16 protein-coding genes are annotated in these 25,131 nt (G+C 33.0%); 12 read left to right on the forward strand and 4 right to left on the reverse strand.

The annotated features are described in order from the left end of the window. Positions 1-92: 92 nt before the first annotated feature. The 10 genes from NW240_RS07350 (at position 93) to NW240_RS07395 (ending at position 16,145) form a co-directional block, all read left to right on the forward strand. Positions 93-1,349 (forward strand): SIR2 family protein, encoded by a 1,257-nt coding sequence (locus NW240_RS07350; RefSeq protein WP_258436883.1) that lies wholly within the window; start codon positions 93-95, stop codon positions 1,347-1,349. Beyond that, complete coding sequence (locus NW240_RS07355; protein WP_258436884.1) at positions 1,339-2,961, forward strand: ATP-binding protein; 1,623 nt, start codon at positions 1,339-1,341, stop codon at positions 2,959-2,961. Before NW240_RS07350 ends, NW240_RS07355 begins: the two co-directional genes overlap by 11 nt. A gap of 406 nt (positions 2,962-3,367) precedes the next feature. Then, positions 3,368-3,847 (forward strand): cupin domain-containing protein, encoded by a 480-nt coding sequence (locus NW240_RS07360; RefSeq protein ID WP_258436885.1) that lies wholly within the window; start codon positions 3,368-3,370, stop codon positions 3,845-3,847. Positions 3,848-4,176: 329 nt separating this feature from the next. Continuing rightward, positions 4,177-5,052: an EamA family transporter gene (locus NW240_RS07365; RefSeq protein WP_258436886.1), complete on the forward strand. Its 876-nt coding sequence runs from the start codon at positions 4,177-4,179 to the stop codon at positions 5,050-5,052. A gap of 154 nt (positions 5,053-5,206) precedes the next feature. Further along, positions 5,207-6,241, forward strand: coding sequence for a phosphate/phosphite/phosphonate ABC transporter substrate-binding protein (locus tag NW240_RS07370; protein WP_258436887.1), 1,035 nt, complete (start codon positions 5,207-5,209; stop codon positions 6,239-6,241). A gap of 84 nt (positions 6,242-6,325) precedes the next feature. Then, positions 6,326-7,093: a phosphonate ABC transporter ATP-binding protein gene (phnC, locus tag NW240_RS07375; protein ID WP_258436888.1), complete on the forward strand. Its 768-nt coding sequence runs from the start codon at positions 6,326-6,328 to the stop codon at positions 7,091-7,093. Further along, a complete protein-coding gene (phnE, locus tag NW240_RS07380; protein ID WP_258436889.1) occupies positions 7,086-7,910 on the forward strand; it encodes a phosphonate ABC transporter, permease protein PhnE in 825 nt (274 codons plus the stop codon). The genes phnC and phnE (NW240_RS07380) overlap by 8 nt, the downstream gene beginning before the upstream one ends. Positions 7,911-7,919: 9 nt before the next feature. Beyond that, positions 7,920-8,729 carry a phosphonate ABC transporter, permease protein PhnE gene (gene phnE / locus NW240_RS07385; protein WP_258436890.1) on the forward strand — a complete coding sequence of 270 codons (810 nt, stop codon included), beginning with the start codon at positions 7,920-7,922 and terminating at the stop codon, positions 8,727-8,729. Positions 8,730-9,702: 973 nt separating this feature from the next. After that, a complete protein-coding gene (locus tag NW240_RS07390) occupies positions 9,703-15,570 on the forward strand; it encodes a hypothetical protein (protein WP_258436891.1) in 5,868 nt (1,955 codons plus the stop codon). A gap of 206 nt (positions 15,571-15,776) precedes the next feature. Continuing rightward, positions 15,777-16,145: a hypothetical protein gene (locus NW240_RS07395; RefSeq protein WP_258436892.1), complete on the forward strand. Its 369-nt coding sequence runs from the start codon at positions 15,777-15,779 to the stop codon at positions 16,143-16,145. Positions 16,146-16,901: 756 nt separating this feature from the next. On the opposite strand, the gene NW240_RS07400 is transcribed toward NW240_RS07395, so the two are convergent. The 3 genes from NW240_RS07400 to NW240_RS07410 all read right to left on the reverse strand — a co-directional run bounded on the left by NW240_RS07400 (position 16,902) and on the right by NW240_RS07410 (position 19,999). Further along, positions 16,902-18,332, reverse strand: a complete 1,431-nt coding sequence (locus tag NW240_RS07400; protein ID WP_258436893.1) for a hypothetical protein — start codon at positions 18,330-18,332, stop codon at positions 16,902-16,904. Between the two features lie 160 nt (positions 18,333-18,492). Next, a complete protein-coding gene (locus tag NW240_RS07405; protein ID WP_258436894.1) occupies positions 18,493-19,188 on the reverse strand; it encodes an ABC transporter ATP-binding protein in 696 nt (231 codons plus the stop codon). Positions 19,189-19,411: 223 nt separating this feature from the next. Next, positions 19,412-19,999, reverse strand: coding sequence for a TetR/AcrR family transcriptional regulator (locus NW240_RS07410; protein WP_258436895.1), 588 nt, complete (start codon positions 19,997-19,999; stop codon positions 19,412-19,414). A gap of 176 nt (positions 20,000-20,175) precedes the next feature. On the opposite strand from NW240_RS07410, the gene NW240_RS07415 reads away from it, so the two are divergent. Next, positions 20,176-22,239, forward strand: a complete 2,064-nt coding sequence (locus tag NW240_RS07415) for an RND family transporter (RefSeq protein ID WP_258436896.1) — start codon at positions 20,176-20,178, stop codon at positions 22,237-22,239. A gap of 2 nt (positions 22,240-22,241) precedes the next feature. After that, positions 22,242-24,245 (forward strand): hypothetical protein, encoded by a 2,004-nt coding sequence (locus NW240_RS07420; RefSeq protein ID WP_258436897.1) that lies wholly within the window; start codon positions 22,242-22,244, stop codon positions 24,243-24,245. A 161-nt stretch (positions 24,246-24,406) separates the two neighbouring features. Here NW240_RS07420 and NW240_RS07425 read toward each other — a convergent pair whose 3' ends face one another. Beyond that, positions 24,407-25,003 (reverse strand): hypothetical protein, encoded by a 597-nt coding sequence (locus NW240_RS07425; protein ID WP_258436899.1) that lies wholly within the window; start codon positions 25,001-25,003, stop codon positions 24,407-24,409. Positions 25,004-25,131 lie beyond the last annotated feature (128 nt).

The raw sequence follows: 25,131 nt of genomic DNA on the forward strand, positions 1-25,131 counted from the left end.
TACAAAAAACGGAAAAGAGATTTCATGCTGAATTTGGAGAGTTTTAACAAGCGCTAAAAATACTAATAACAATTTCTTTGAAAGGAGTAAGGATGGAGAATCAGTCAAAAGTATTTTTTCAATCAAGAGCACTAACTTTGGATTGTGTTGAAAGTGAAGAGGATCAAATAAAATATAGAAATAATGGTGATGATATTGAAAATGAAGAACATGGAACTATTAGTGATGAGGAATTTATAACAATAATTAAGAAAGAAATAGCAAAATTTATTAATCCATTTGATAATCTTGTAATACTAGCAGGTGCGGGGGCATCAATTGTTAATGATGATGAGGGATTTCCCGATAAAAAATATGGGCATACTATAGCAATGTTGGCCGAATCTGTGGATGAGTTTCTTGAAACGAGAAAAGATCTATATTCAATCGAAAAATTGAGCGAAATGTGTAAATATTCTGAGCCTTTAAAAATAAAAAGTGCTGAAGAAGGAAAAAATCCGAAAATAAAATATAATCCGAATTTTATTTTAGAAAATTTTTTATCAAAAGTGCTTTCTTATGAAGAATTTTTAGATGAAGGTGAAATAAAAGAAAAATTCAAATTAACTAAAGAAGCTATTTTGGAGGTTATTGTTGAAAAGACTTCCTATTCTTTTGAAAAAGGCATCCATAAACATGATGCATTTATAAAAGTTTTTTCAAATATGGTAAAAACTCCTTCAAGATTATCAATTGTTACTACTAATTATGATACTTTATTTGAAGATGCCGCCGATGTTTTGAACTTTACAGTCTTTGACGGATTTTCATTCACATCAAATCCTCGTTTTGATGTAGATATGTTTGATTGGTCACTAGTTAAACCGATTCTTAATGTTAAATCGGATAAAGTAGAATATAAAAAAAGTGTTATAAATTTAGTCAAAATACATGGTTCGTTGAATTGGAAACAAGAAAATGAAGAAATTATTAGATGCAATAAGGATACAAACAATAATCCTCTAATGATTTTCCCGAGTTCCAATAAATATTCTCATAGTTATGAAAAACCATATTTTGAATTGCTTTCAAAATTCCAAGAATTATTAAAAGTTCCAAACACATTATTTTTAACAACGGGGTTTAGTTTTGCGGACAATCATATTGCAAAGATGATTACTCAAGCTGTCAAATCAAATCCAAGTTTAACATTGTTGGTAACCGATTATTCAATCGATACTACCAGGAAAAACTCAAATTGGTCAGAATTATATTCTTTAATGAAAAATGGTTATCGAATAGCTTTTCTGAGAGGAACACTAGCTGATGGATTAACTGATTATTTTGGGACGGTGAAGCATGAGGATTGATGAATTTTATTCAGATATAGACAAGAATAATTTTTATTTAGGAATGGTATCTCAAGTATATAAAGATGGATGTGTAATTCAGATTGAAAATTTATCTTGGTTAAAACAGAGACGAATCAAAGAAGAATTATTAGTGCCAAATACCATTAATTATTATGTTTTAATAGATTCAGTTCAGGGATTGTTTATTGGAGAAGTTTATCAATCAAAAATTTTGGGTTCGCAAAGTACTCATGATGCCTTAAAAAATGATATTTATGACAAGATTTTTCCAGAGTTGTCGATAGACATTATAGGATTATTGTTAAATGAAGAAAATGAATTTATCTCACCTGGATTTAACACAGTCGGGCTCACAGATAAAGTTTATCTGGTTAATAATTTAATCAAAGGAAAATTTCTTGAATCAGTAGAATTAAAAAGGATAGACAAAAGTTATCTGCAAGACAAGATAGATTCTTTTGCTCATGTGTCAAATTTTGGAAATGAAAGTACCGCATTTTATCCAGAAACACTTTTTGATAGACACCTAATGGCTATAGGAACTACTAATAGTGGAAAGTCTACTACTGCACTATCTATATTAGATAAATTAATACTGGCAGGGAAAAAGGTTTTAGTTATTGACCCGACAGGTGAGTACTCATCTTCTTTTCCAGAAAAAGATGTGAAGGCTTTGAATTTGGGAGTAGATACAATTTTGAACCCAGGTAAAGTTTCGTTTACACAGTGGGCAACTTTATTTGAGACTAATGATGGGACACAACCAGCGGTACTTGCAGATGCAATAACTAGCTTAAGATATCAAAAGAGTAAAAATCAAGAAAATAAGTTTGTGAAAGAAGGACAGTCTATTCTAGAAGTAAAACGAAAATTAGATAGTCTAAGTGCAACAGATTTAGAATTTAATTTGTCTTTATTACCTGTACAAATATCAGAAGAAGCTGTAGAAGCTGATCGAAGCATGAAGAACTATGTAAAGGGAAGTTTTCAGTTTAATAATAAACAATGGCTAGTTCAAAAGGTTGAATATAAGCTAAGAAATGCTAAATTATTAGATTTTTTTGGTGAAGCAAATGGAAAAGATGACTTACTTCAAGAATTGGATGAATTCATGAAAGATGAAACTAAGAGCCTATATATTAACGCTTCAGAAATAGGTGTAGGGGATGGCATTGGTTCGATGATTATCGATTTGATTAGTAATTACATAATAAATGAAAAAGATAAAAATGATATAGCATTTGTAATGTTTATTGATGAAGTGCATAGATATTCTAAGGGTATTCAATCTGGTGGGTATCAAACAGGTTTAACATCTATAGCTAGAGAAGGAAGGAAAAAGGGGATTTTTCTGTTTCTTACTACTCAAAACCCCAATGATGTTCCTGTTGAACTATTAGGACAAGTTGGCTCTTTGTTGATTCATAGATTAACGCATAAAAATGAACTAGAGTCTGTTAGAAATTTCTTAACGGATAGTAGTTTTCGACAACTCTCAAAATTGAGTCAAGGAGAGGCCATTTTTACAAGTATTAATTTGCTTCGTGATCTTCATCTTGAAGTCGATAAATGCTCTAGAAAACATTTTAATACTACTACTAAGTTATAATTCGTTATTGATACTAGAAGGATATTATTTCTTGGGAAAAAGAAAATAATATGAGTAGATACAAACTTGTATTCACAAATCTGACTGTTATAGCTCCAGTAAATAGATATTATTTTATATCAAAGCGTGGAAATTAACCATTTCAAAAGGAAGATGGCTTGCTATCAATACTTTGAGATTATTTTAAAGATAAAACGGAGGGAGTTATTCTTAAGAGTTGTTTGACATAGCTTAAAAAGCGCTTTACCGTAACTTACAAGTTACGGTCTTTTTTATTCTCGATAGATCATTTTCTGAACCTGTAGATATTTTTATTTAATAAATTTTAGAAATATTTTCTTTTAAAACATCAGTTTTAACCAATCATTTTTATGTTAAAATGATGAAAAAGTGTTAGGGGATTATTATGAATAAATCAGTAAAAGAATGGATAGAAACTTTTGAAATGGAAGCACATCCGGAAGGGGGCTATTTTCGTGAAGTTGAAAAATCAGAGAGCAAAATAAAAGTTGATGGAAAAGAACGTGCTCTTTACACCAGTATTTATTTTCTGTTGGAAAAAGGGAATCCCTCACATTTTCACCGCCTAACTGCTGATGAGATATGGTACTACCACCATGGGCAACCATTAACGGTTCATATGATTTCACCCGAAGGTAATTACACACAAGTTACTTTGGGATTAGATCTTGCTAATGGACACGTCTTACAATACCGTGTGCCTAAAGGGACCATATTCGGTTCTACTGTTGAAGAGGGGTTTTCACTTGTATCTTGCATGGTTTCTCCAGGCTTTGAATTTGATGATTTTGAGCTATTTACTTACAATGAACTCGTCGAGCAATACCCAGAGCATGAAGAAATAATTAAAATATTAACCAAATAGTTAAATAGAAGATTCGTTCAAAAGCAAACTCATGATTTTATATCATGGGCGAGTGAAGAACGAGTCTTTTTGTTTACATTAAAGTGCTCTCTTCTATTAAAAGAGACGTTTAAAAGATAGCCGAATAATTTATAAAGTAACCGAAATTAAAAAAATAATAAGAAGAAAAGTAGAGCAAAATCTATTGAAAAGTACGAAAAGAAGCTGATAAAGCGGTTAAGAAAATAATAAAGAACGGCTCTTATTTAATTATAATTGGTTTGATATAATGAATAAGCAAAAAATTTAAAACATGAAATTTAACTCACTATCTGAAGGAGACTGGATATTTGAATTCATATTTCTATATCATTTTATTTTCAACTCTATCAGCAATGACTAGAGGCTTAATCAGTGTGATTGATCGCTATCAAATCGGTTATAAAAAACAATCGGTCTTAAAAGTGAATTTTTTGAACAATTTATACACGCTCTTATTTATCATCATTGCTTTGTTTTATATCAATGTAAATCAAGTGTTTACGATGGTGCTGGATTATAAGATCATTATTTACAGCGTTTTAGTACAGATTGTTGCTGTTGGATACTCCAAAATATTTAAACGATTATCCATTTTTGAATCAGCGATTGTATCAAAGATAGCTGATTTTTTTATTCCTTTAGCTCTATTTTTTACGACAGGAAAAATTAATTTTGGCAATTATTTTATTTCTATCTTAACCACCCTAATCGTTATTATTTGGGTAAAGAAAAAAAGTGATTTAAAAACCTTATTACAAGGTGTGATGATTATTGTGCCGCCGTTAGTCATCCAAGCCTGCTTATCGCCTGTTTTGGTTGGAGATTATAAAAAGAATATGGATTCACTTATTTTATTTACCGTAAGTACTTTAATCTTAAGATTTGTTGTATCGTTTATCAGTATGCTTCCAACCTTAAAATGGATGGAGTGGAAACAAGGCAATAAAAATTATTTTAATAAACTTTACTTTTTTAGAGCCATCTTAACTTGTATTGCACAAATAACATTTGTCTTTGTGACCTCTTCTAATAATTCTTCCATTGCTTGGATATTTTTAAATATAACCTCACTTTATGGTGTAATATTTTCTAATTTGATCTTGAAAGAAAGTAAAAATAAGACGGAGATTTATATCATCATTACTGTGAGTGCGATAACCATTTTATCGCAATTATTTTTTTAAAAGCCAGATTGATTTAAGCTTTCATATTTCATTTATCTATTTTTTTCATAAAATAAATGATTTGTAAAGTTTCTGTTAAAGTTCGATTAGCAAGTTGTCCTACTTCGCTTAGTCGGTTATACTAAAGCTATCAAATATTTGGAGGTAAACATCTGTGAAGAAAAAAATTAGTTTATTAGTGGTCCTATCTCTTTTAGCAACTGTCTTTTTTAATGTATTTACTGTAAATGCGCAAGAAGAAGCAGTTGAAATCGAAACGTTGAAAGTTGCTTTTGTTCCATCACGTGATCCTGAAGAAATCATCACGACAACTGAGCCTTTAAAACAACTCTTAATTGATGAGTTAGCTAAAGAAGGATTCGATGTTAAGAATGTCGAAATTACTGTCGGAACATCTTATGAAGCAGTCGGCGAAGGTATGGCGGCAGGAACAATTGATGTTGGTTTAATTCCTGGCGGAACTTATGTTTTATTCGAAGATGATGTAGACGTTGTTCTTACATCTACTCGTCAAGGTCTATCAAAAGACTCTGAAAATCCAGCAGACTGGAATGACGGTAAAGCGACTGAATTAATTGAAGACCAAGTGTCTTACTACAAAGGCTTAATTATTGCAGGTCCTTCTGAAAAAGGTCAAGAATTAGCTGAAAAAGTAAATAATGGCGAAAAATTAACATGGGAAGACTTAGATTCTGCTAATTGGTCAGTTATGTCATCCTCTTCTTCATCAGGATACATTTATCCTTCAATTTGGTTAGGAAACCTTTTCGATGGTAAACAAATTTCTGATTTATCAAATGTTGTTCAAGCAGATTCTTATCCTTCTTCAATCGCGCGTTTAGCATCAGAGCAAGTAGATGTGGTGGTTGGCTTTGCTGACTTACGTCGTGATAATGTCGATGCATGGATGGAAGATATGGGACGCGAAGCCAGCATTTGGGAAGAAACAAATGTTATCGGCGTTACACCAAATGTCTACAATGATACAGTTTCTGTAAGTAAGACTTCAGAAATAATGACAGACGAATTAAAAACAGCTATTCAAAATGCCTTCATTAATATTGCTGAAACTGAAGAAGGTAAAGAAGTTATTGCCATCTACAGTCACGAAGGTTATAAAGCAGCAAAAGCTGAAGATTATGAAACAGAACGTGAAGCGCAAAAAATTCTACGCGAACAAGGTGAATAATAACTACCGACAAATAGTCTAAAACAAAACACCCACTTGACGGTGGGTGTTTCTTTGCTTGAAAGATTTAAAAAGGAGAACGCAATGATCAAATTTGAACAGGTCTATAAAAGATATCCAAAAGGTGTTTTGGCATTAAAAGATATTAATTTGGAAATTGATCAAGGAGAATTCGTAGGCATTATTGGGTTATCTGGTGCGGGAAAGTCGACACTTATAAGAACCGTTAATAAAATGCATTCCATCTCAGAAGGGACATTAACGGTTGATGGGGTCGATGTGAGTAGCCTAAAGGGTAAGAGCTTGCGTCAGTTCCGCCGTAAGATCGGGATGATCTTTCAGTCGTTTAACTTAGTAACCCGTGCAAAAGTTATCACCAATGTCTTATCGGCTTTTGTTCCTGATATCCCTTTTTGGCGCGTCTTGATCGGCTATTACAAAAAGGAAGAAGAATTAAAAGCCTTGGAAGCTTTAGACCGGGTAGGAATCCTCGATAAAGCATATACGCGAGTAGATCAACTATCGGGTGGTCAACAACAGCGGGTGGCACTGGCTAGAACTTTGGCTCAAGATCCACGCATTATTCTAGCGGATGAACCGGTAGCTTCTTTGGACCCTGTCACTGCTGCTGTCGTGATGCGAGATTTCCAAAATATTAATCAAACGGACAACATCACCGTAATCATTAATATTCATCATGTGGAATTGGCGCTTGAATATTGTGACCGTATTATTGGGATACGCGAAGGAGCGATTGTTTATGATGGGCCTTCCAAAGAAGTCACGGAAGAAGTTCTAAACCATATTTATAAGGGACAAAGCCCTGAAGGGGAACGTGAGTCCTATGAATAATCCAATCCTTTCATTGATGCGTCCCAAAGAAATCGTCCTTTCAAATGGCAAGAAGGTTTATAAGAAGCGCTCATATACCTTGTTCGTTGTTTTATTGATTGCTTTATTAATTTATTTATCAGCTAAAATGACTGGTTTTAATTTACAAGTCTTGATCAAGCGTGGCGAGCAATTCTTCGTTATTTTAAAACGGATGGTGCCACCCAATACGGCCTACATTGATGAGGTAATCCCTCCACTGCTTGATACCATTAAAATGTCTGTACTGGGTACCTTTATCGGTGCGCTTTTGGCGATCCCTTATGCTATGTGGTCTGCCACTAACTTAACCAAAAATAATTGGATAACCAGTCTTTTGAAGTTATTGTTGAGTCTAATCAGGACCTTACCAACCTTAGTGATTGCTTTGATTTTGACTTATGTTTTCGGCTTAGGGACTTTTGCAGGAACCCTGTCCATTGCTATATTCACTTTTTCTTTTGTTGCTAAACAACTTTATGAAGCCATTGAGACAGCAGATATGCTGCCCTATGAAGCCATGGAAGCCTTGGGAGCTAATAAAATGTATAGTTTTCTTGGAGCCATCAAGCCACAAGTGCTACCAACTTATCTATCAGTGGCCTTGTATACTTTTGAAGGAAATGTACGTCACGCTGCTATTTTAGGTTATGTTGGGGCAGGGGGAATCGGTATTATTCTCGATGAGAATTTAGGTTGGCGAGAATATCAAAATGTCGGAATGATCCTGCTTTGTCTGTTCTTAACGGTAGTGGTGATTGAAAGTGTCAGTCGCTATCTAAGAGCAAGGTTAACATAGGAGGTCGTCATGATAGATAAAATCAATCAAATGTATGAAACCAAAGCTACCAATCGCTGGCAAGCATTGGCTTGGACGATCTTAGTCGCTGGACTAGTCATCTGGTCTGCCTCAACCGTTAATGAGGTGGGGCTTGCTAAACGGGGAATCACTTTTGCTTTAAGTATCATCAAAGGAATTGTGAATCCGGATAGAGAACTACTTTTCAATCTGACCCAACAGTCGGTTCCTTATTTATTATTGGAGACCATGGCGATCGCCTTTTTAGGGACACTGGTGGGAGCAGTCTTCTCCTTTCCGCTTTCCTTTCTAGCATCAAGTAAGGTGGTGCCTGTACCTGTAGTGGTGATTACGCGTGTTTTGGTAATGGCTATTCGTACCATCCCAGCCTTTGTTTATGGCTTAATGTTTATTCGAGTAACGGGTCCAGGACCTTTTGCGGGTGTTATGACGATCTCCGTTACTTCCATCGGTATGTTAACCAAGTTATTTAGTGAAGCCATTGATGATATGGACAAATCTATCTTGGAAGCGCTAGATGCAGCGGGCTGCAATACTTTCGAGAAGATCCGTTGCGGGATTATTCCACAGTTATGGTCCAGTTTATTATCGACGATTATTTTCCGTTTCGATATGAACTTAAGGGATGCTTCTATTTTAGGTTTGGTAGGAGGTGGAGGAATTGGTGCACCGCTTAAATTTGCCATGTCCTCTAACCGCTGGTCACAAGTAGGATCCATTCTATTGGGACTGGTTGTGCTCATTTTAGTGGTCGAATTTTCTTCTTCCTATATCCGTAAACGGTTGTCGAACGGATAAGTAGAGGATAAAAGGTAATCTTACGAATAAAATGAGATCGGTATTGAATTGAAACAAAATAAGAGTACAAAACTTAAAAACACCCCTGTTGAATTCATTTAAAGTGAATTCAACAGGGGTGTTTTTGTATGAAAAGATTTTTTATTCAGCTGAAAGGAAATATAAGTCAGTATGTAGTTTAAAATCATGATTTTTAATTATATAATTAGTTTAAAAGATAATTTTTAAAATTACCATTTAGTAGATAAGTCTGTTTTAATGATTTTAATTTAAGGAATGAATTCGAGAAAATAAAGAATATACTGTAAGCATAAATTATTACTATTATTAGTATGACAGTAAGACGAATATGATAAAGATAGTTGTTTAATTTTTAATTGTGTTAACGAGATAATTGTAAATGGTTTAATTCATAAAGATCAGGCAAATACGGAATTATAGGCTTTAAAGTCTTAAGACAGAATTGAAATACTTTTCAATGCTGAACTCCTTATGTGGAAGGACTAAACTATGTCGGAATATTATGCCTAGAAAGACAACGATGATGAGAATATTTCTAAATTAGGGCTTATTGAGCATAATGACCACGGCTCAATGTTTTTAACAAAATATGGGAAAGAAATTTCTGAAAGTAATTATACTAGATTTACGATTTTTTTTAAAAGGAAGTAATTGACCAAACAGATAATAAAAGTATCGTTTCATAAAACATAAAAAGTGATTGAACTTTTAATAGAATTACCTAGCCAAATATCACCTTAATTTGCAGAAAAATAGGTGTGAAAAGAAGAATGCAGAAAGAATATTTAAATTTTTGTAGGGAAAAAGATAATATAAAGAGTGTATTAACGCGACATGTAAGTAAGATCGTAGTGAGTTAAGTGCAATGTATTCACAATTAAGACACTTGCAAGATATAGCAATTGAATAAGGAAAAATTTATGAAATTAATAATTAAGTAGTGGTGAAAATTATGAAATATTCAGCGAAAACAAAACCAGGAATGGCTGATCCTTATTGGTATGAATGGTCTGTGGGTCAGAAGTATATTGTAGAAATGCTTAATCCAGATAGTCATATTCAGTATGTTGAATTACAGGCAGATGTTCAATTAGGTTTAGATGATGTAGTGGTTACATATGATAATGGTAAAACTAGATTCATTCAAGTAAAACATACAAGAGTTGATAATACAATAACATTTGGGGATCTTGTTTCTGTTGATAGATCTAAAAAAGAGACTAAATCTCAATGTTCATTGCTGGAAGACCTTGCGCGATCATGGAATTCGGAAAAAGACAGGTATGCTGATTCTGAAGTGTATATCTTCACAAATAGAACAGTAGGAAATAGGGCATCATTGTCTGGGAAAGGAAGAAGTATTAAAAGACCGCCTTTGAATATTTTTTTGAAAGAATTAAAAGAAAAGCTAATCAAAGCAGAGAATTTTTCAGATTTAGTTTTCCCTAATAATAGAGAAGCTTGGGAAGAATGGTGTAATCAACTGAAAGATATTGAAAATGATGAGGATAAACTGACTTTTTTGAATAACCTCCATATAGAAACAAAACAGGAAAGTCTTGAAGAGTTAGGAAATTCAATAAAAAATAAACTTCAATCATATTTTTTAGTTTCTGAGGAAATTTCAGATATTTTACTTGGAAAACTTGATCATGCTCTAAGAGAGTGGACTACATCGAATCGAGGTAGCTCAAAAATAACGATAGAGAAACTATACTCTGCGCTATCTATAAAAGAAGAAGTTGTTAAATATAATCATGATTTGATACCAGTAAATCCTTTTTTCGACAGTAGAAATGAACTAGTAAATAATATTGAGGAAAATATATTAGATGGTGACGAAAAAGTAATTTATTTATCAGGTGTTCCAGGAACAGGAAAAACAAATGTTATCAGTAAACTTTGCAGTAAAAAGGATAGTATAATTGACATCCGTTATTACGCGTATGAACCCATTGATCCCTCTAAAGAATACTTACCTTCTGATGTATCAGAAAGAGTAAAAAAGGAGGTATTTTGGGACACTCTATTAAATCAATTAAGAGAATTGCTTATAGGTAACTTATATAAATATAAAGTGCCTGTTTCAAATAGTTTTTTAAAGTTGAAAGAAAAGAAGAAAGAGTTTTTTAGAATTGCTTCTGAATATGCAAAGGATAGAAAGCGTATTTTCGTAATTGCGGTAGATGGATTAGACCATGCTGCTAGAGCGGGTGTAATAGAGGAAACATTTTTATCAACATTGCCTAATCCAGAATATATTCCAGATAATGTTAAGATTATTATTGCAGGACAACCAAAGGAAGATTATAGAAATTATCCTGACTGGTTGTATACAGATTCTCATAATATTAAAGAATATGTGGTTCCAGATATTCAACCAGGAGATATTGAAGAACTTGTAAATGAAAGATGTAATAATTTTAGTGCATCTAATAAATTAATTGTATCTGATATAATTTGCAGGTATGCAGGTGGTAATACGTTGTCTGCTATTTTTGCTGTGCACGAATCTTTGAATTGTTCTAATCCTACGTCATTTGAGGAAAGACTTGAGTCTAGGAAACTAAGTGGTAACATTCAAGAGTATTATCGAACAATATGGGAGGATACAAAAAAGAAAATGCAAATCCCATTTGTTGATTATAAAATAGCTGGTGTATTTGCTTTTTTTAATGAACCTATTACCGCAGCCAAACTCAAATTGATTTTTAAGGATGAAGGAATTAGTTGTTCTTCATGGAATAACATTCTCAAAGCATTAAGTCCGCTTTTGATAGAGAGAAATGGTACATATACTATCTTACACAATGATATTCGTGTTTATTTGTCAGGAATTATTGGTAGAGATCAAGATCACGTAAGAGAGGTATATTCTGGACTTGCAGATTATTATCTTTCCCAAGAAGAAAAGACTATTGGTTTTTACAGAGATGTTATCAGGTTTTTGGTATCAGCAGATAGGGTATATGAATTTTCAACAGTATATACTCCTGAATACGTATTAAATGGATATGTTAATGGGATCGAATTGGGAGAATTATCTCATATTACAGGAGAATTAATGAAATATGTAATTAATGAAGAGTGTATTGATTGGCATAAATTTCTAAGCTTAAGCCTAGGATATTTAACCATAGAACAAATACAAAAAAGTTCTGATGAGATTGAAGATTTATCTTTTCGTAAAAGCATAAAAGTTATCAGTGTTCATCCATATGAGTGCTATATTACGCCGGTCGATAAGTGGAGTTTCAAAATTTTATCAGAAGTGCTTCAATTGATTAATGATTTATTTGAAAATGGTGAAGAAGTCCGAGGAAAAACTCTATTTTTGAATTGGTTTGATGATACCAATTTATCTGATTTTCAAAAAATTATGAATGATGAAAATGAGGATTATAATCCATGGGAAGGCAGAAGTATAGCGAAGCTGCTAAGTAGATCTTGCGTTAATTCAGAATACTTTGGACTTTTTAAAAATATTTCAAATCTTGAGAGAGATAGGTTTTTGAATGATGTAGTTGAAAATATAGAAGGAGAAATAATTGAAAAACTCCGTGCAGAAAAGCTTGAAAAGGCTCTAGATTCCTTGGATGTTTTGCTAATAGATCCGCTTATAAATGGAGTTAAGATTTTATTTGAGAAAAATCGTTATGAGGACCTCAAAATAGTTAGAAATTCAATTCAGAAAAGAAGACCAACTAATTCAACAGGTAAAATGGTACTAGCTTTCTTAAAAATTATAACAGGAGATGCTGATTGGGATGATGAGCAATCTGATATAATTTGGAATGAGATTGAATCAGTAAATATGCCTGAAAAGAGTAATGAAAACTTAATGAACTATTATAGTATTTATGCAATTGTAGCATCGTATATACAAAATAAAAGCAGATTAACGATTGCTCAGGAAATCACTGATAAATATATTGGCGAACATAAGTATAAGAAGACAGAATACTTTTTGCTGTATTTCAATGCTGTTACTTATTTGGGAAAATGGCTTAAATCTAAAAGCAAGAAAACAGAAATAAATGAATCGGTGAATGACCTTATGAGTATAGTGGTTAATTTGTATTGCAAGAGTTGGAATCCAAGTGAAATAGATTTCAAAACCTTTGATCTCCGAGGATATATTTTAAAGGCATATGCAATTCTTTCAGAAGACGAAAATACCCAATTTCAAGACGCTATTAGAAATTCTTTTGAAAAAGTCTTTGAGTATAATCCTGTGAATCAATTATTAGATCCTGGAATGTTATATTACAGACATAATCCTGAAAGAATGCAACTATGGATTGATGAATGGCTAGATGATAATGGGAAAGTATGGTCAGAATATATTGGAGATAGGAACAGTATAATAAAAAAATTCATAGAAATGAAAGAAAAATATGATCAAAATAATGAACTTTATCTTCGAAGTGCTGTGGAAAGGGTTAAATGGTCTGTTATCGGATTTGCTTCACATAAGGAATACTGTGTGGATTATTTATTAAACTGGTATAACAATATTATTGATAGATTTCCTAAGTATATTTCCAAGTATGCCGAGGTTGTTAAAGATATTTCCGATAAAGTTGAAGTTCTTGGAGATAATAGGTTTGAATACAAACTAAACAGTAGAATCTATTCTGATTGGGGGAGTGAAGGATCTATTCGGATTAAAAGTATTCTGAAGAATAGAGCATTATTAAATCAGTGCCTTGCTTGCCCATCATATATAATCGACATGTTGGTTGGATACCTCAAAGAGAGTGAGTGTGATGAAAAACAACTCCTTACAATTTGGGCGATAGGAATAGGGCTACTCGATTGGCGAAACGAGGACGATCATTATGCGATTTCTCAGCTACAAAGATCAATTGAAACCTGTGCAGGAAAGAATGGACTTAGTAATATTAAAAAAGAAATGTTAAAACTTGGTCCTGCCTATATTGATTTGTCTACAAATCCTATGAAGGATATTATTTCTGACAAGTGGTGCGGTAAAGAAAAAAATTCTAAAGATTTGGATAATGCAAATGAAATATTGACATCATATTTAACTAACAGTAAAGATTCTCATCAAAAATATGAAGTAGCAAAAGCGTTAAAAAAACTTCATTCTGGGAGTAGATTGAATGAATCTCTAAAGAGGCAAATATTTTCTACTGAGTTGAGTAAAATCAATTATGGAATTAATCATAATAGTATACTTGAATTTATGTTTGAGGTTGCTAATGATAGTGATATCGACGATTATATAAGACAATATATTGGTACAGCAATAGATAATGATAGATTTTATCCAACTCAAGTTTTACCTGTTGTTATTGGATGGGGCCTTAAGAATAAGGCAGAGGATTATAATATTGAATGCTTAGAACAATTAATTAAGATGTTCAGATGTTGGATTACGGCGTCAAATCACATTAAAGAACCTGACTTGGAAGAGGTATATGATTATTCTCAGTACGTTAATTTTGAAACAGAAGATATGTTCGGTAACTTGATGAAAATCCTATTGCTAATAGTTAAATCTGATGATGCTGATAGAGCGAGAGTATCTGTTGGAGGAATAGCGGCTTTCTTGCGAGTAAATATTAGTTATATTTCTATAATAGAGAAATACTGGAATACTTTACATTATCGTGCAAAAGAATGGATTCTAATGGTATATGAGTTCATATATGAACTATGTCCTGAATACCGAGAAATGATTTATGAATTTTTAGTTCTTCATTCGAAAGATGATGATTTTAATGCCGCAATTTATGCAAAATTACTTTGCGAAAATATTAATCCTGAATATTCATTAGATTATTGTGTAGAAAAGAAAGACTACTTTTCTTCAATCCCTTTAAATGGGGAACAAACATTAATACACACACTTAGAAATGGTCCTTATATTAATGGAAATGAGTGTGTATTGGAGCAAAAGTCTCTAATAGAAGAGCGACTATGTATTGATTTAATGGATGTCGAAAGACGTACAGCTGACTATTCGGAGAAAATAGCGGGTTATCCCACTTTAATCCCACTTTTCAGATTAAGAACCAGAGGGACTAAAGTTGTATGCGATAAAGTAAATTTAGCTTTTTTACGTGTCTTATACAAGGATTGGTACTATGGAAGGTGGAATGGTATAGAGGCCGAGTTGGCGAGATTTCTTCTTTCTGCTTCTGAACCACTTACAATGCTATTGTCTCCTTATAGATGGAAATGGAATGATGGGAAAATATTCAACAATCCAAAGGACATAATTTCATTATCTGAAAAAGAAAAAAATTCCAGTATAGATGTATTATTTAATACAGGAATTAATTCTGATGAAATCGTACTAGCAGGTACGATTGCAGACTATTCAGATAATCAGCAACTCTTTGGATATACTTTGAGTTATTTAGATGTCCCAGAAATGAATGAGCAACATGCGCTCCAAGTATTTGAAAGAAATGCACGCTTATTTCTTAAGAAGAGAGAAGATTATACTGAATATATAAGTATAAATGTAACAATGCATCATAACGGAATAGAGAGTTTTAAACAAAGTAATATTATGTGCGGATTTAGTAAATCTATACTTTTAGCATTAGGTTGGGAAATAAAATTTGGTCCGGATGGATTGGAAATTGTTAATTCAAATAATCAAATAGTAGGAAGATTAGAATGCTTTTATGGATTTAGAACAGATATAGGAAATAGATGCAGAGAAAATCAACCGTATTTACAGAGATGGATTGTTAATAAAAATATTTGGAAGAGAGCGTTTGAACAATCTGGATGTCAATTTCAAGTGAAAACATCAACAGGATCTTTGATAATGGACTTTTAAGAAAAATAGAGCTAGTAAAATTATTATAAATATAAAATTTATATATTAATTAAAGGGACTCGAGTTTAACTTATTTAAATATAGGCAACTCTTAAAAAGGATGTAAATAGATACTTTAACTTTCAAGATGTTATAGTATAGTTCACTTTACAGTTAATACTAAATAAAAAATAATTCAAAGGAATTTAATAAAAGGTGGGGAAAGTATGGAAGAATATACTAGATCAGCAATTGCTTATATAGTGGGAAGAAGAATTTCAAGAAAAAATTCTAGCTCTGTTTTTGATTACTCTAAGAATTCTTATAAAAATATAAGTGGAGAAGTTGGTGCCAATAGAATCAACGTATATGACTACGACAAACAATGCTATGTTTCAGGAAATTCTAGAGCTTCTTTTACAGAATACAGTTTGTATCATTATGGAGACTCTACCCATATAACTTTAAAAATTGAAGGAGATAGCTTCAGTGGGTATGATTTTAAAACAAGTAATTTTTTTAATGGAAAAGTTAAATCGGGCTGTATTACTTTATTTGACTATGAGACCTCTAAATACTACAATTATAGCATTTAATAACTATTAAAGTTGATATACTACTTGTAAGCCTAGAAGATTAACTCTTACTTTAGTTTTATATGATTTATATGGAGCTGAATTAAGTAAAAAAATTTTAAAACCTTAAAGATTATCCAAGATAGTTTGTATATGAAAATCCGCATTTTTGTTTTAAATTTTCGGCCTAATAGTATGACTGTAATAGAAAAGTGATCTTTAGAATATCCATTATATTAAAATAATAATTTCATCAAAATAATACTAAATGAGACTTTAGCCCGTTTAATGAAAGTTAAATAGTTTACTATAATATTGAATATATTAGGTAGAACACTGCATGGGATTTAAGAAGAATTTTTGAAAAGTAAAACTTAGTGAAAAATGAAGTTATAATTTATGGAGGTAATGACATGCATCCAAATTTTTGGATAATTATACTATTAGTATTTGTTGCAATCATTTCTGCGAAGAGTTCCAATGAGAAAAAAGCAGATAATTTCTAGTTCGCATTAGAGAATGTTTGTTTATAGAAATCTTTGAAACTGTTTTATGAATATTTAATCGGCTAATTAAGAAAAGCTTTGCAGAATTGAACTGCTTAGTCAGAAGACGATTATATATATTCAATAGATCTGGTTTTTTGAGTTCTGTAAAAGTATAGATTACTGAATTTATAACAAATATCATAAATTAAAAGACGCCTTCTAAATCAACCCAACTTTCAATCATGGGAGAGTATAGAAGGCGTCTTTTAATTTATGTAAAACTTCGATTTTACCTTAGTCTAAAACGTTTAGGTCCAAATAAATACACGACAATTATACCTAAAACAACATACAAGACTACAAATATGAAAAAGCCGAATACTAGTTCTTGAGTATAAGAAGATAATCTAACCATACTAAAATACAAAGCATAGAGTACAAAGTTGAGAACCCCACTATAGATAGGGTTTTTCACCTTCATTTGATTGGTAAAGGGTTGAAACATATAATAAGCAAACAAAAAATGAAAAGTCATAAAGACATAGCCACTGATTAAACTGATAACCATCACTAAAACACTTTGACTATCGAATAGCTCCCAATGATAGTAGGTCAATAATAAGCCAATCAGAGCGACAATAAAGGGTAGGCTATTGTACTTAAGCAACTTCTTAATTCTAAAAATAACAGAAGTGGTTATATTGTTTTTGGCTCGATAAAAATGAAACCTTAACAGTTTACGATCCATATAGTAAAAGGTCGTTTTAGTAAAAAATTCACCTAAATACATTTTTCTAGCAATTAATAATAATACTAAGGGAATAAATTGTGAGAGCCCTTTGACATCGGCAGGAGAGATGGGAACAAAATACTTTAGGACATTAAGAATAACAAGAGTGATGCCAATGAAGGCTAATCGAATCAGGATTTTCTTTTTAAAGACTGAACCAATTCGGTCATAAAAAATCTTATTAATATAGATAATTCCTTGATCATTGGAATAATCAGTCTTTCCTATTCGGATATCTTTATCTTCCACTTTGGCGGACTGGCTATCTAGCTCATCAATGAATTGTTGAGACTCAAGCAAATCGCTGATACTTAAAGACTTCAAAACAAATTGCTCCAGATAAGTAGTTTTCAAAGTGAAAATAATGGTTAAAACGAGCATTAAAAGACCAGGGGCTAAAAAATTGACTGAGAAAAAGAAGGCATAGTTAACTCCTAAATTGATAAAAGTACCAACTATTGCCAAAAGTAATCCTATTACAAAAGTGAAAAAAACAAGGATATTAGCAATTTTTTTACCAAGCGTATAATTGTTTCGACACAAGTAGAGGAAGATGCTTCTGATAAATAATCTCAACCCAATCGAAAAAACAACAAATGAAAAAGCTTCAACTAAAGAAATCTTGAAAACAGAAGAAAAGATAACCATGCCTATACTAAATCCAAGAATTTTAGGGCCAAATTTCAAAAGATCATTGGCTAAAGAGTAAGTTCGAGGATTCACTCTAAAAATTTTGATATACATATATTTATCTTCAGCGTTCTCAAAGGCGCTATAAACTTCACTTGCTACTGCCATCATTAGCATCACAACCGATAGATAAAAGGGCCCATATTTCAAAAACCTAAACTCTTCTGATTCGACATAACTAGGAAGCGCATAACCGACTATCGCGATAAAAACTATATTTGTTAAAATAGGTTTTATCATTTGGAAGAACACAGAAAGGGGAGTTCCCCATTTAAGTAAGAATTTAGAGTGATATAACTTATTCGAAAAAATTTTTCCAACCAGAGGGATTCTACGCAAGTTATAGATAGTCCCATTGTAAAAACTAATCAGTTGGTATTGAATTAAAAAGGTCAATATTTTATTCACCGCTCTTGTCCTCCCTTAAAAGTTCGACAATTTTGGATTCAAAATCTTCATCGTTTTTTAAGTGTTCAAAGGGGATGCATCTTCCGTCATTTAAGATGACAATTTCATCACATAAGTCTTTAGCAAGTTCAAGAATATGTGTCGACAGAATCAAAATATGGTCTTTTTTTAATTCTTTTAATATTTTCTTTATCTCGGCCGCCATGACAACATCGATGGAAGTCAGCGGTTCATCTAAAAGAATTATTTTTTGTTTGCCAATGATAATTGAAAGTAAAGAGAGTTTCGACTTCATCCCATGAGAATAGTCTTTAATTAACCGATGTCTGTCTTCTTGGGAAAAAGCCATTAAATCCAGGTAATGATCGGGCGCTTGACCTTGCCCGTTTAAATCATTAAAGAATTTGACATACTCATAGCCAGTTAAGAAATCGGGTAAAAAATTTTCCGAGAATAGCATGCCGACTTGCTCATAGTTGATATCAGAAAGCTTGCCATTCTCTTCAAGGGAATACTTCCCACCACTTTTTTCTAATTCTCCATAAATAATATTGAAAAGGGTCGTTTTACCTGCTCCGTTTTTCCCTAAAAGGCCATAAATTTTACCCGCTTCAAATTCGAAGTTCACGTCTTTTAAGACTTTTACTTCTTTAAAATCTTTTTTTAAGTGCTCAATAATTAATTTCATCTGATTGACTCCTATGCATTATTTGTTTGGGTTGCCCATTTAAGTAAAACTTAAGATAATAAAATATTATCAAATATATCAATCATCAACAAATATAAATCCACTGACAATGAAGCAGATAAGTATTAATGTTAGGAAAACAACTCTAGTGTTAAGAAGGATACCTTTATTAGAAAATAAACCCCTGAAGTCAACTCTATCTAACTTCAGGGGCTTTTTATATTTACTTTTTAGCAAAATGTTTATGCGTCCGTTCAAGGTCGGGTCGGATGCCTTCAAAGAGCGTAATGGAGATGTATTCAATATATTTTTCCTTATCTTTTTTATCCTTGTTGTGTGTCCAATTCGTTAATAAGGAAGCAAAGGAATCAGTGTAAAAGTCAATTAAGAAATCCTTATAATCTTCAGGAATAACCATTTCTTTTGATAGATCATCGACGATTTTACGCATGTTTTCAATGAAGTTATTATAGAAAAATTTTTTCAACTCGTCTCTGCCTAAGGCATTGATGGCAGAACTCACCACATGTTCATTTTCTTCCACATAATTCATAGCAAAGCGCACGACTTCATCGTACTCGGTTAAATAGTCGTATTTTCGAACCGGCTCAATGGCCTCTTCTTCGAACATCCAATTAAGTAAATCATAGATATTGGTAAAGTGGTAATAAAAGGTTTTGCGGTTGACTCCACAGTCTTCGACAATTTCACGGATGGATATTTTATCTAGAGCTTTTTTGTTCATTAGCTTTTTTAGTGAAGTAGCGAGTGCTCTTTTAGTCATTTTAGTGGTAATGCGTTCTTTTTCCATAGAAACCTCCTTGGATATTTAAATTTAAATTGATGGTCAAATTTATTGAAATGTCCAATTATAGGTCAACTATCCTAATATTGGACATTGTCCGATTTTTATAACTCTAATATACTACTAAAAGTAGTCGTTTAACAGTCCCGTTTGACGACAATATTTTTATTTAAGGAGGAAGTATGGAAAAAGTATTTAGAAAGATCTTACAGCATGACAGACTTGTCTTGCTACTTTTTTTGTTTGCATCTGTTATAAGTCTTTTCAGTCTGCCTAGAGTAAAAGTGAACTACGATATGAATGATTACCTTCCTTCGAAAAGTCCCTCTACCCAAGCTTTATCAGTTATGGAGGAAGAATTTGAAGGGCGGGTCCCTAATGCACGTTTAATGTTAGAGGATTTAACGATTCCTCAAGCCCTTGAATTTAAGGATAAGATTAGTCAAATCGAGGGTGTGGATGAGGTTTTATGGTTAGATGACAGCATAAATATTACCGAACCACTAGCGCAATATGATCAAGAGCTGGTTGAAAGTTATTATAAGAATCAAAATGCCCTTTATTCAATAACGATTGATGAAAGCCAACGAATAGAAGCGGTAGATCGTTTGCGTAACCTAGTTGGGGATAAGGGGTATTTGGAAGGGACTGCCGTTAACACAGCGGTTGCAGCTGAATCGACGGTTGAAGAAATCGGTAAAATTGTTAAAGTGACGATTCCAGTCGTTTTAATCATTTTAATAATCACCACCAATCATTGGTTTGAACCTGTTATTTTACTTTTCACGATTGGAGAATCGATTCTTTTGAATGCTGGATCCAATCTACTATTTGGGACCATTTCCTTTGTAACCAGTGGTGCAGGTAACATTTTGCTACTAGCGGTATCGCTCGATTATTCGGTCTTTTTACTCCATCGTTTTGAAGAAAATCGTAAGCTTGGCATGGAAGCCAATGAGGCCATGGTCAAAGCCTTCATTCAATCACGCGGTTCGATTGCCTCCAGCGGTTTAACTACGGGGATTAGCTTTGCTGCTTTGACCCTGATGCAATTTAAAATTGGTCCTGATTTAGGGATAGCCCTAGCTAAGGGAATAATCATTAGTTTATTAACCGTCTTTATCTTGTTACCGATCTTAGTATTAAAAACCTACCGTCTATTGGAAAAAACCAAACACAAACCACTCTTACCAAGCTTTAGAAGATTAGGTAAATTTGTTACCAAAGTCATGCTGCCATTGGTGGCTGTTTTTTCTATTTTAGTTGTTCCTTCTTTTTTAGCACAAAAAGAAAATGACTACTACTACGGAGCAGAACATATCTTTGGACCAGAGACTAAATTAGGCCAAGATAGTCAACAGATTAAGGAGAGTTTTGGTCAATCCAACCGCATGGTTTTACTGGTGCCTAAAGGCAATCAAACTCATGAAATACAATTGAGTACACAACTGAAGGAAATTCCTGAGGTGAAAGATGTCATTTCCTATGTCGATAGGGTTGGAGCTGAAATTCCGATGGAATATTTAGATGAAGAAACCCTCAGTCTCTTAGAATCCAAAAACTATAGCCGGATGATTGTAACGGTTGATTCTGAATATGAAGGAGATACTTCTTTTAAACTGGTTGGAAACATTCGTCAAATCGCTGACGAATACTACCCAAATCAAGCCTATTTAGCGGGGGAAAGCGCCAGTACTTACGACTTAATGGATACCATTACGGATGATAATCTAAGCGTTAACTTATTATCAACGGCAGCGGTCTTTATCGTTTTAGCTATCAGTTTTAAATCAATCATTATCCCACTTATTTTAGTGCTTTCAATTGAAACGGCTGTTTGGATTAACTTGTCCATTCCTTATTTTAACAACCAAGTACTCTTTTATTTCTCTTACTTAATTGTAGGGGCCATCCAATTAGGAGCAACTGTCGACTATGCTATTTTAATGGCTCGCCGCTATTTAGAAAATCGTGAGAGCTTACAAAGGAAAGAAGCCATTGTTGAGACGGTCTCTAATGTGACTGTTTCAATCATGACCTCCGGTTCAGCTATTGTCTTAGTCGGCTCGCTGCTTGGCTATATAACTACTCACGGTATCTTAATGCAATTAGGCTCACTCTTAGCCAAGGGATCGATTTTCTCAATTTTGATTGTCTTTTTTGTTTTACCAGGACTACTTTATTTATTCGATAAACCGATTGAAAAGTTTAGCTTGGGGTTAAAATTTGCTAAGGAGGAGTATTAATTATGAAAGATAAAAGTATTCAAAAAATGATAAGTACTTTCATTATTGTCAGTTTTCTTTTTTCTAACATTTCGGTGACTTTGGCTAAGGAGGTGAATACAGCCAAGGAGGAAGTTGTCTATGGGATTTTAAACCAAGACGGCAGTGTTAACCAAGCCTATATTGTTAATATCTTTGATCAAGCAGGTAAAGTGACTGACTATGGTGACTATTGTAATGTGCGGAACATGACCTCAGAAGATAAATTAAGTTTAAAAGAAGGAAAAGTTGAATTTTCTAAAGGCAAGGAAAAGCTTTACTATGAAGGTGAATTAATTAATCAAGAACTTCCTTGGAATATTTCCTTGAAATACTTTATAGATGGCCAAGAGTATAGTGCCAAAGAAATAGCGGGACTATCAGGTGACCTAGAAATAAAACTATCTATCAGTGAGAACAAACAGATAGATCCCTTTTTCTATAACAACTATGGTCTTCAAGCGACATTGCTTTTAGATACGGAAAAAGTTTCAGATATCCAAGCAGAGCAAGCCACTATTGCCAATGTAGGTAAAAATAAGCAACTGACTTATACGATTTTACCTAAAAAAGGCGCAGACCTTTCCATTAAAGCCAAGGTAAAAGATTTTGAGATGCCAGCTGTAGAAATTAATGGCATCAATATTAATTTAGGCTTTGATGTCGACAATGATCAATTGCTAGATAAAATTGAAGAGCTGCAAACAGGTGTTAAAGATATTAATGAAGGGGCAGGCGATCTAAATAATGGGGCTGGACAATTAAAAGATGGCTCCGATCAATTAGCCGATGGATCTAAACGCTTAGAAAATGGAGCGGTTAAAATCAGTGGAGGCTTAAATTCACTGCAAAGTGGTATCGAGCAGCTGAACAATGGCTTATGGGAATTAAACAATCACTCAGAAGCCCTAATACAAGGGTCTAATCAATTTAAGACCCTAATCAATAAATCGAGCGAACAACTCTTAACTTTATCAGAAAAGGCTGAGGAGATGGATCGTTTATTACAAGCATCAAAAGAAATCCAAAGTGGTATCAATCAATTAAACAATTCCTTAGGTGAATTGAATCAAAGTATAAGCTATGAAGCCTACCAAGCTGTTTTAAGTCAAAATGGTCTAGCTCTTAACCAAATCCAAGCTGGAAATACTAATGGAATTAACGCTTTAGAAAGCCTCACTAATTCCTTAGCCAATCTTTCTGCTCAAATTAGGGCATCAGATCTTGAAAATAGAGAAGAATTGGCGGGTCAAGTGGATCAATTAGCTAATCAGACGCTTAACTCTGGTTTAGATAAAGTTTTTATGGGGAATAATGCGGTGATAGAGGCAACTGCAACCTACCTCAATCAACTTTCTGATGCTTCTTCTCAAGTTCAAGCGGGTAGCCAGGATTTAAATGATTCTTATGATCAGTTTCATTCAGCTATCGAAGAAATGTTAAGTGCTTCTGAAGAGTTGACGGCTCAACTACCAGACTTAACTGAGAATATTGATCAATTGGTTGATCAATACAATCAATTTGACCAAGGTATTAAAGAATATACTCAAGCAGTGGGTCAACTAGCTGCTGGACAACAAGAAGTGCTCAACGGAGCTAGGAAATTGTCTCAAGGTGTTATGGATTTACAACTAGGAAGTGCGACATTAAATGAGAATATGCAAAAGTTTAACAAGGCGACAAAAGATCTATATGATGGCACCCAGAAACTAAAAGATGGTTCAGATGAATTTAAGAATGAAACAGAAAATCTTGATCAAACAATTGAACAAGAGATTGATGACACTATATCAGAGATGACTGGTGATGCAAGTCAGCCGCTTTCATTTGCCTCAAGTAGAAATGGTAAAATTAAGTCCGTACAATTTGTCTTAAAAACTTCAGCGATTGAGATAGAAGAGGATGATAAAGAGGAAACGATTCAAGAAGAGCCACAGCCTTCTGCTTGGGATAAAGTAAAAGGCTTGTTTAAAGGAGAAGAAGATTAGTATTTTTATTGTTAAATGTAATTGAATCTGAATAATAATCAGCGACAATCACTATTTTGATTCAATTACGAAATATTTGGAAATACACAAATTTCCTAAATTAATAAAAAACGATTCAGCCAAAATAAGGGTTGAATCGTTTTTTTAAATAATAAGTCAGTTTATTTCTCTTTAGCATTTAAATCAATCGATCCCACTAAATAGGAGCGACAATCCGGATTGTCTGACAACTTCATGATCTCATTATGTTGGAAGGTCTCGTTAAAGTCATAGAGAAAATCATTATTTTTAGTTTTGTAAATATTTAAGCCGTATAAGAGAAAGAAGGGATTTGGTTGCAAGCTTTCGCCTTTAACCATCATTGAGAATAAGATTAAATGGATAAATAAATAGGCTAATACAGACGGCCAAGTAAATGACTGAATGATGTAAACAGTCGTCACATTAGAAATCAGAAAAGAGACCGGCTGACCATTGATATCTGTAATATTTTCTTTAGTGAAATCTTCTTTATGATAATGATCTTGGCTTGCATAGGCTTTGGAGGCATACTGTTTTTTTAATTTTGAATAAAGCCATCTGCTTAAAAGTCCCAGCACCAGAAGGACAGCAAAAACAATGATGAGGATATGGAAATGATTGAGATTGTAGTGGTCGAAATTACTGTAAAGAATTTTCAAAGTAAAGAGAATAATCGACAAGGACATGGAACTGAGGTAATAAATAATTTGGTAGAGTCTTGGTAAGTCTTTTAACATAAGTTTCCTTTCTATCGAATAGCGTTTTGTCTATCTTTAGTAAACCATAAATAGCAGCTGAAATTGAGTGATATGCACTAAAGGTCCTTTATAAATTTTTAATCACTTCTAATTTTTTAAATCTAATT

The organism is Facklamia sp. 7083-14-GEN3 (assembly GCF_024742075.1).
In the GTDB taxonomy this organism is placed as follows: Bacteria; Bacillota; Bacilli; order Lactobacillales; family Aerococcaceae; genus Facklamia.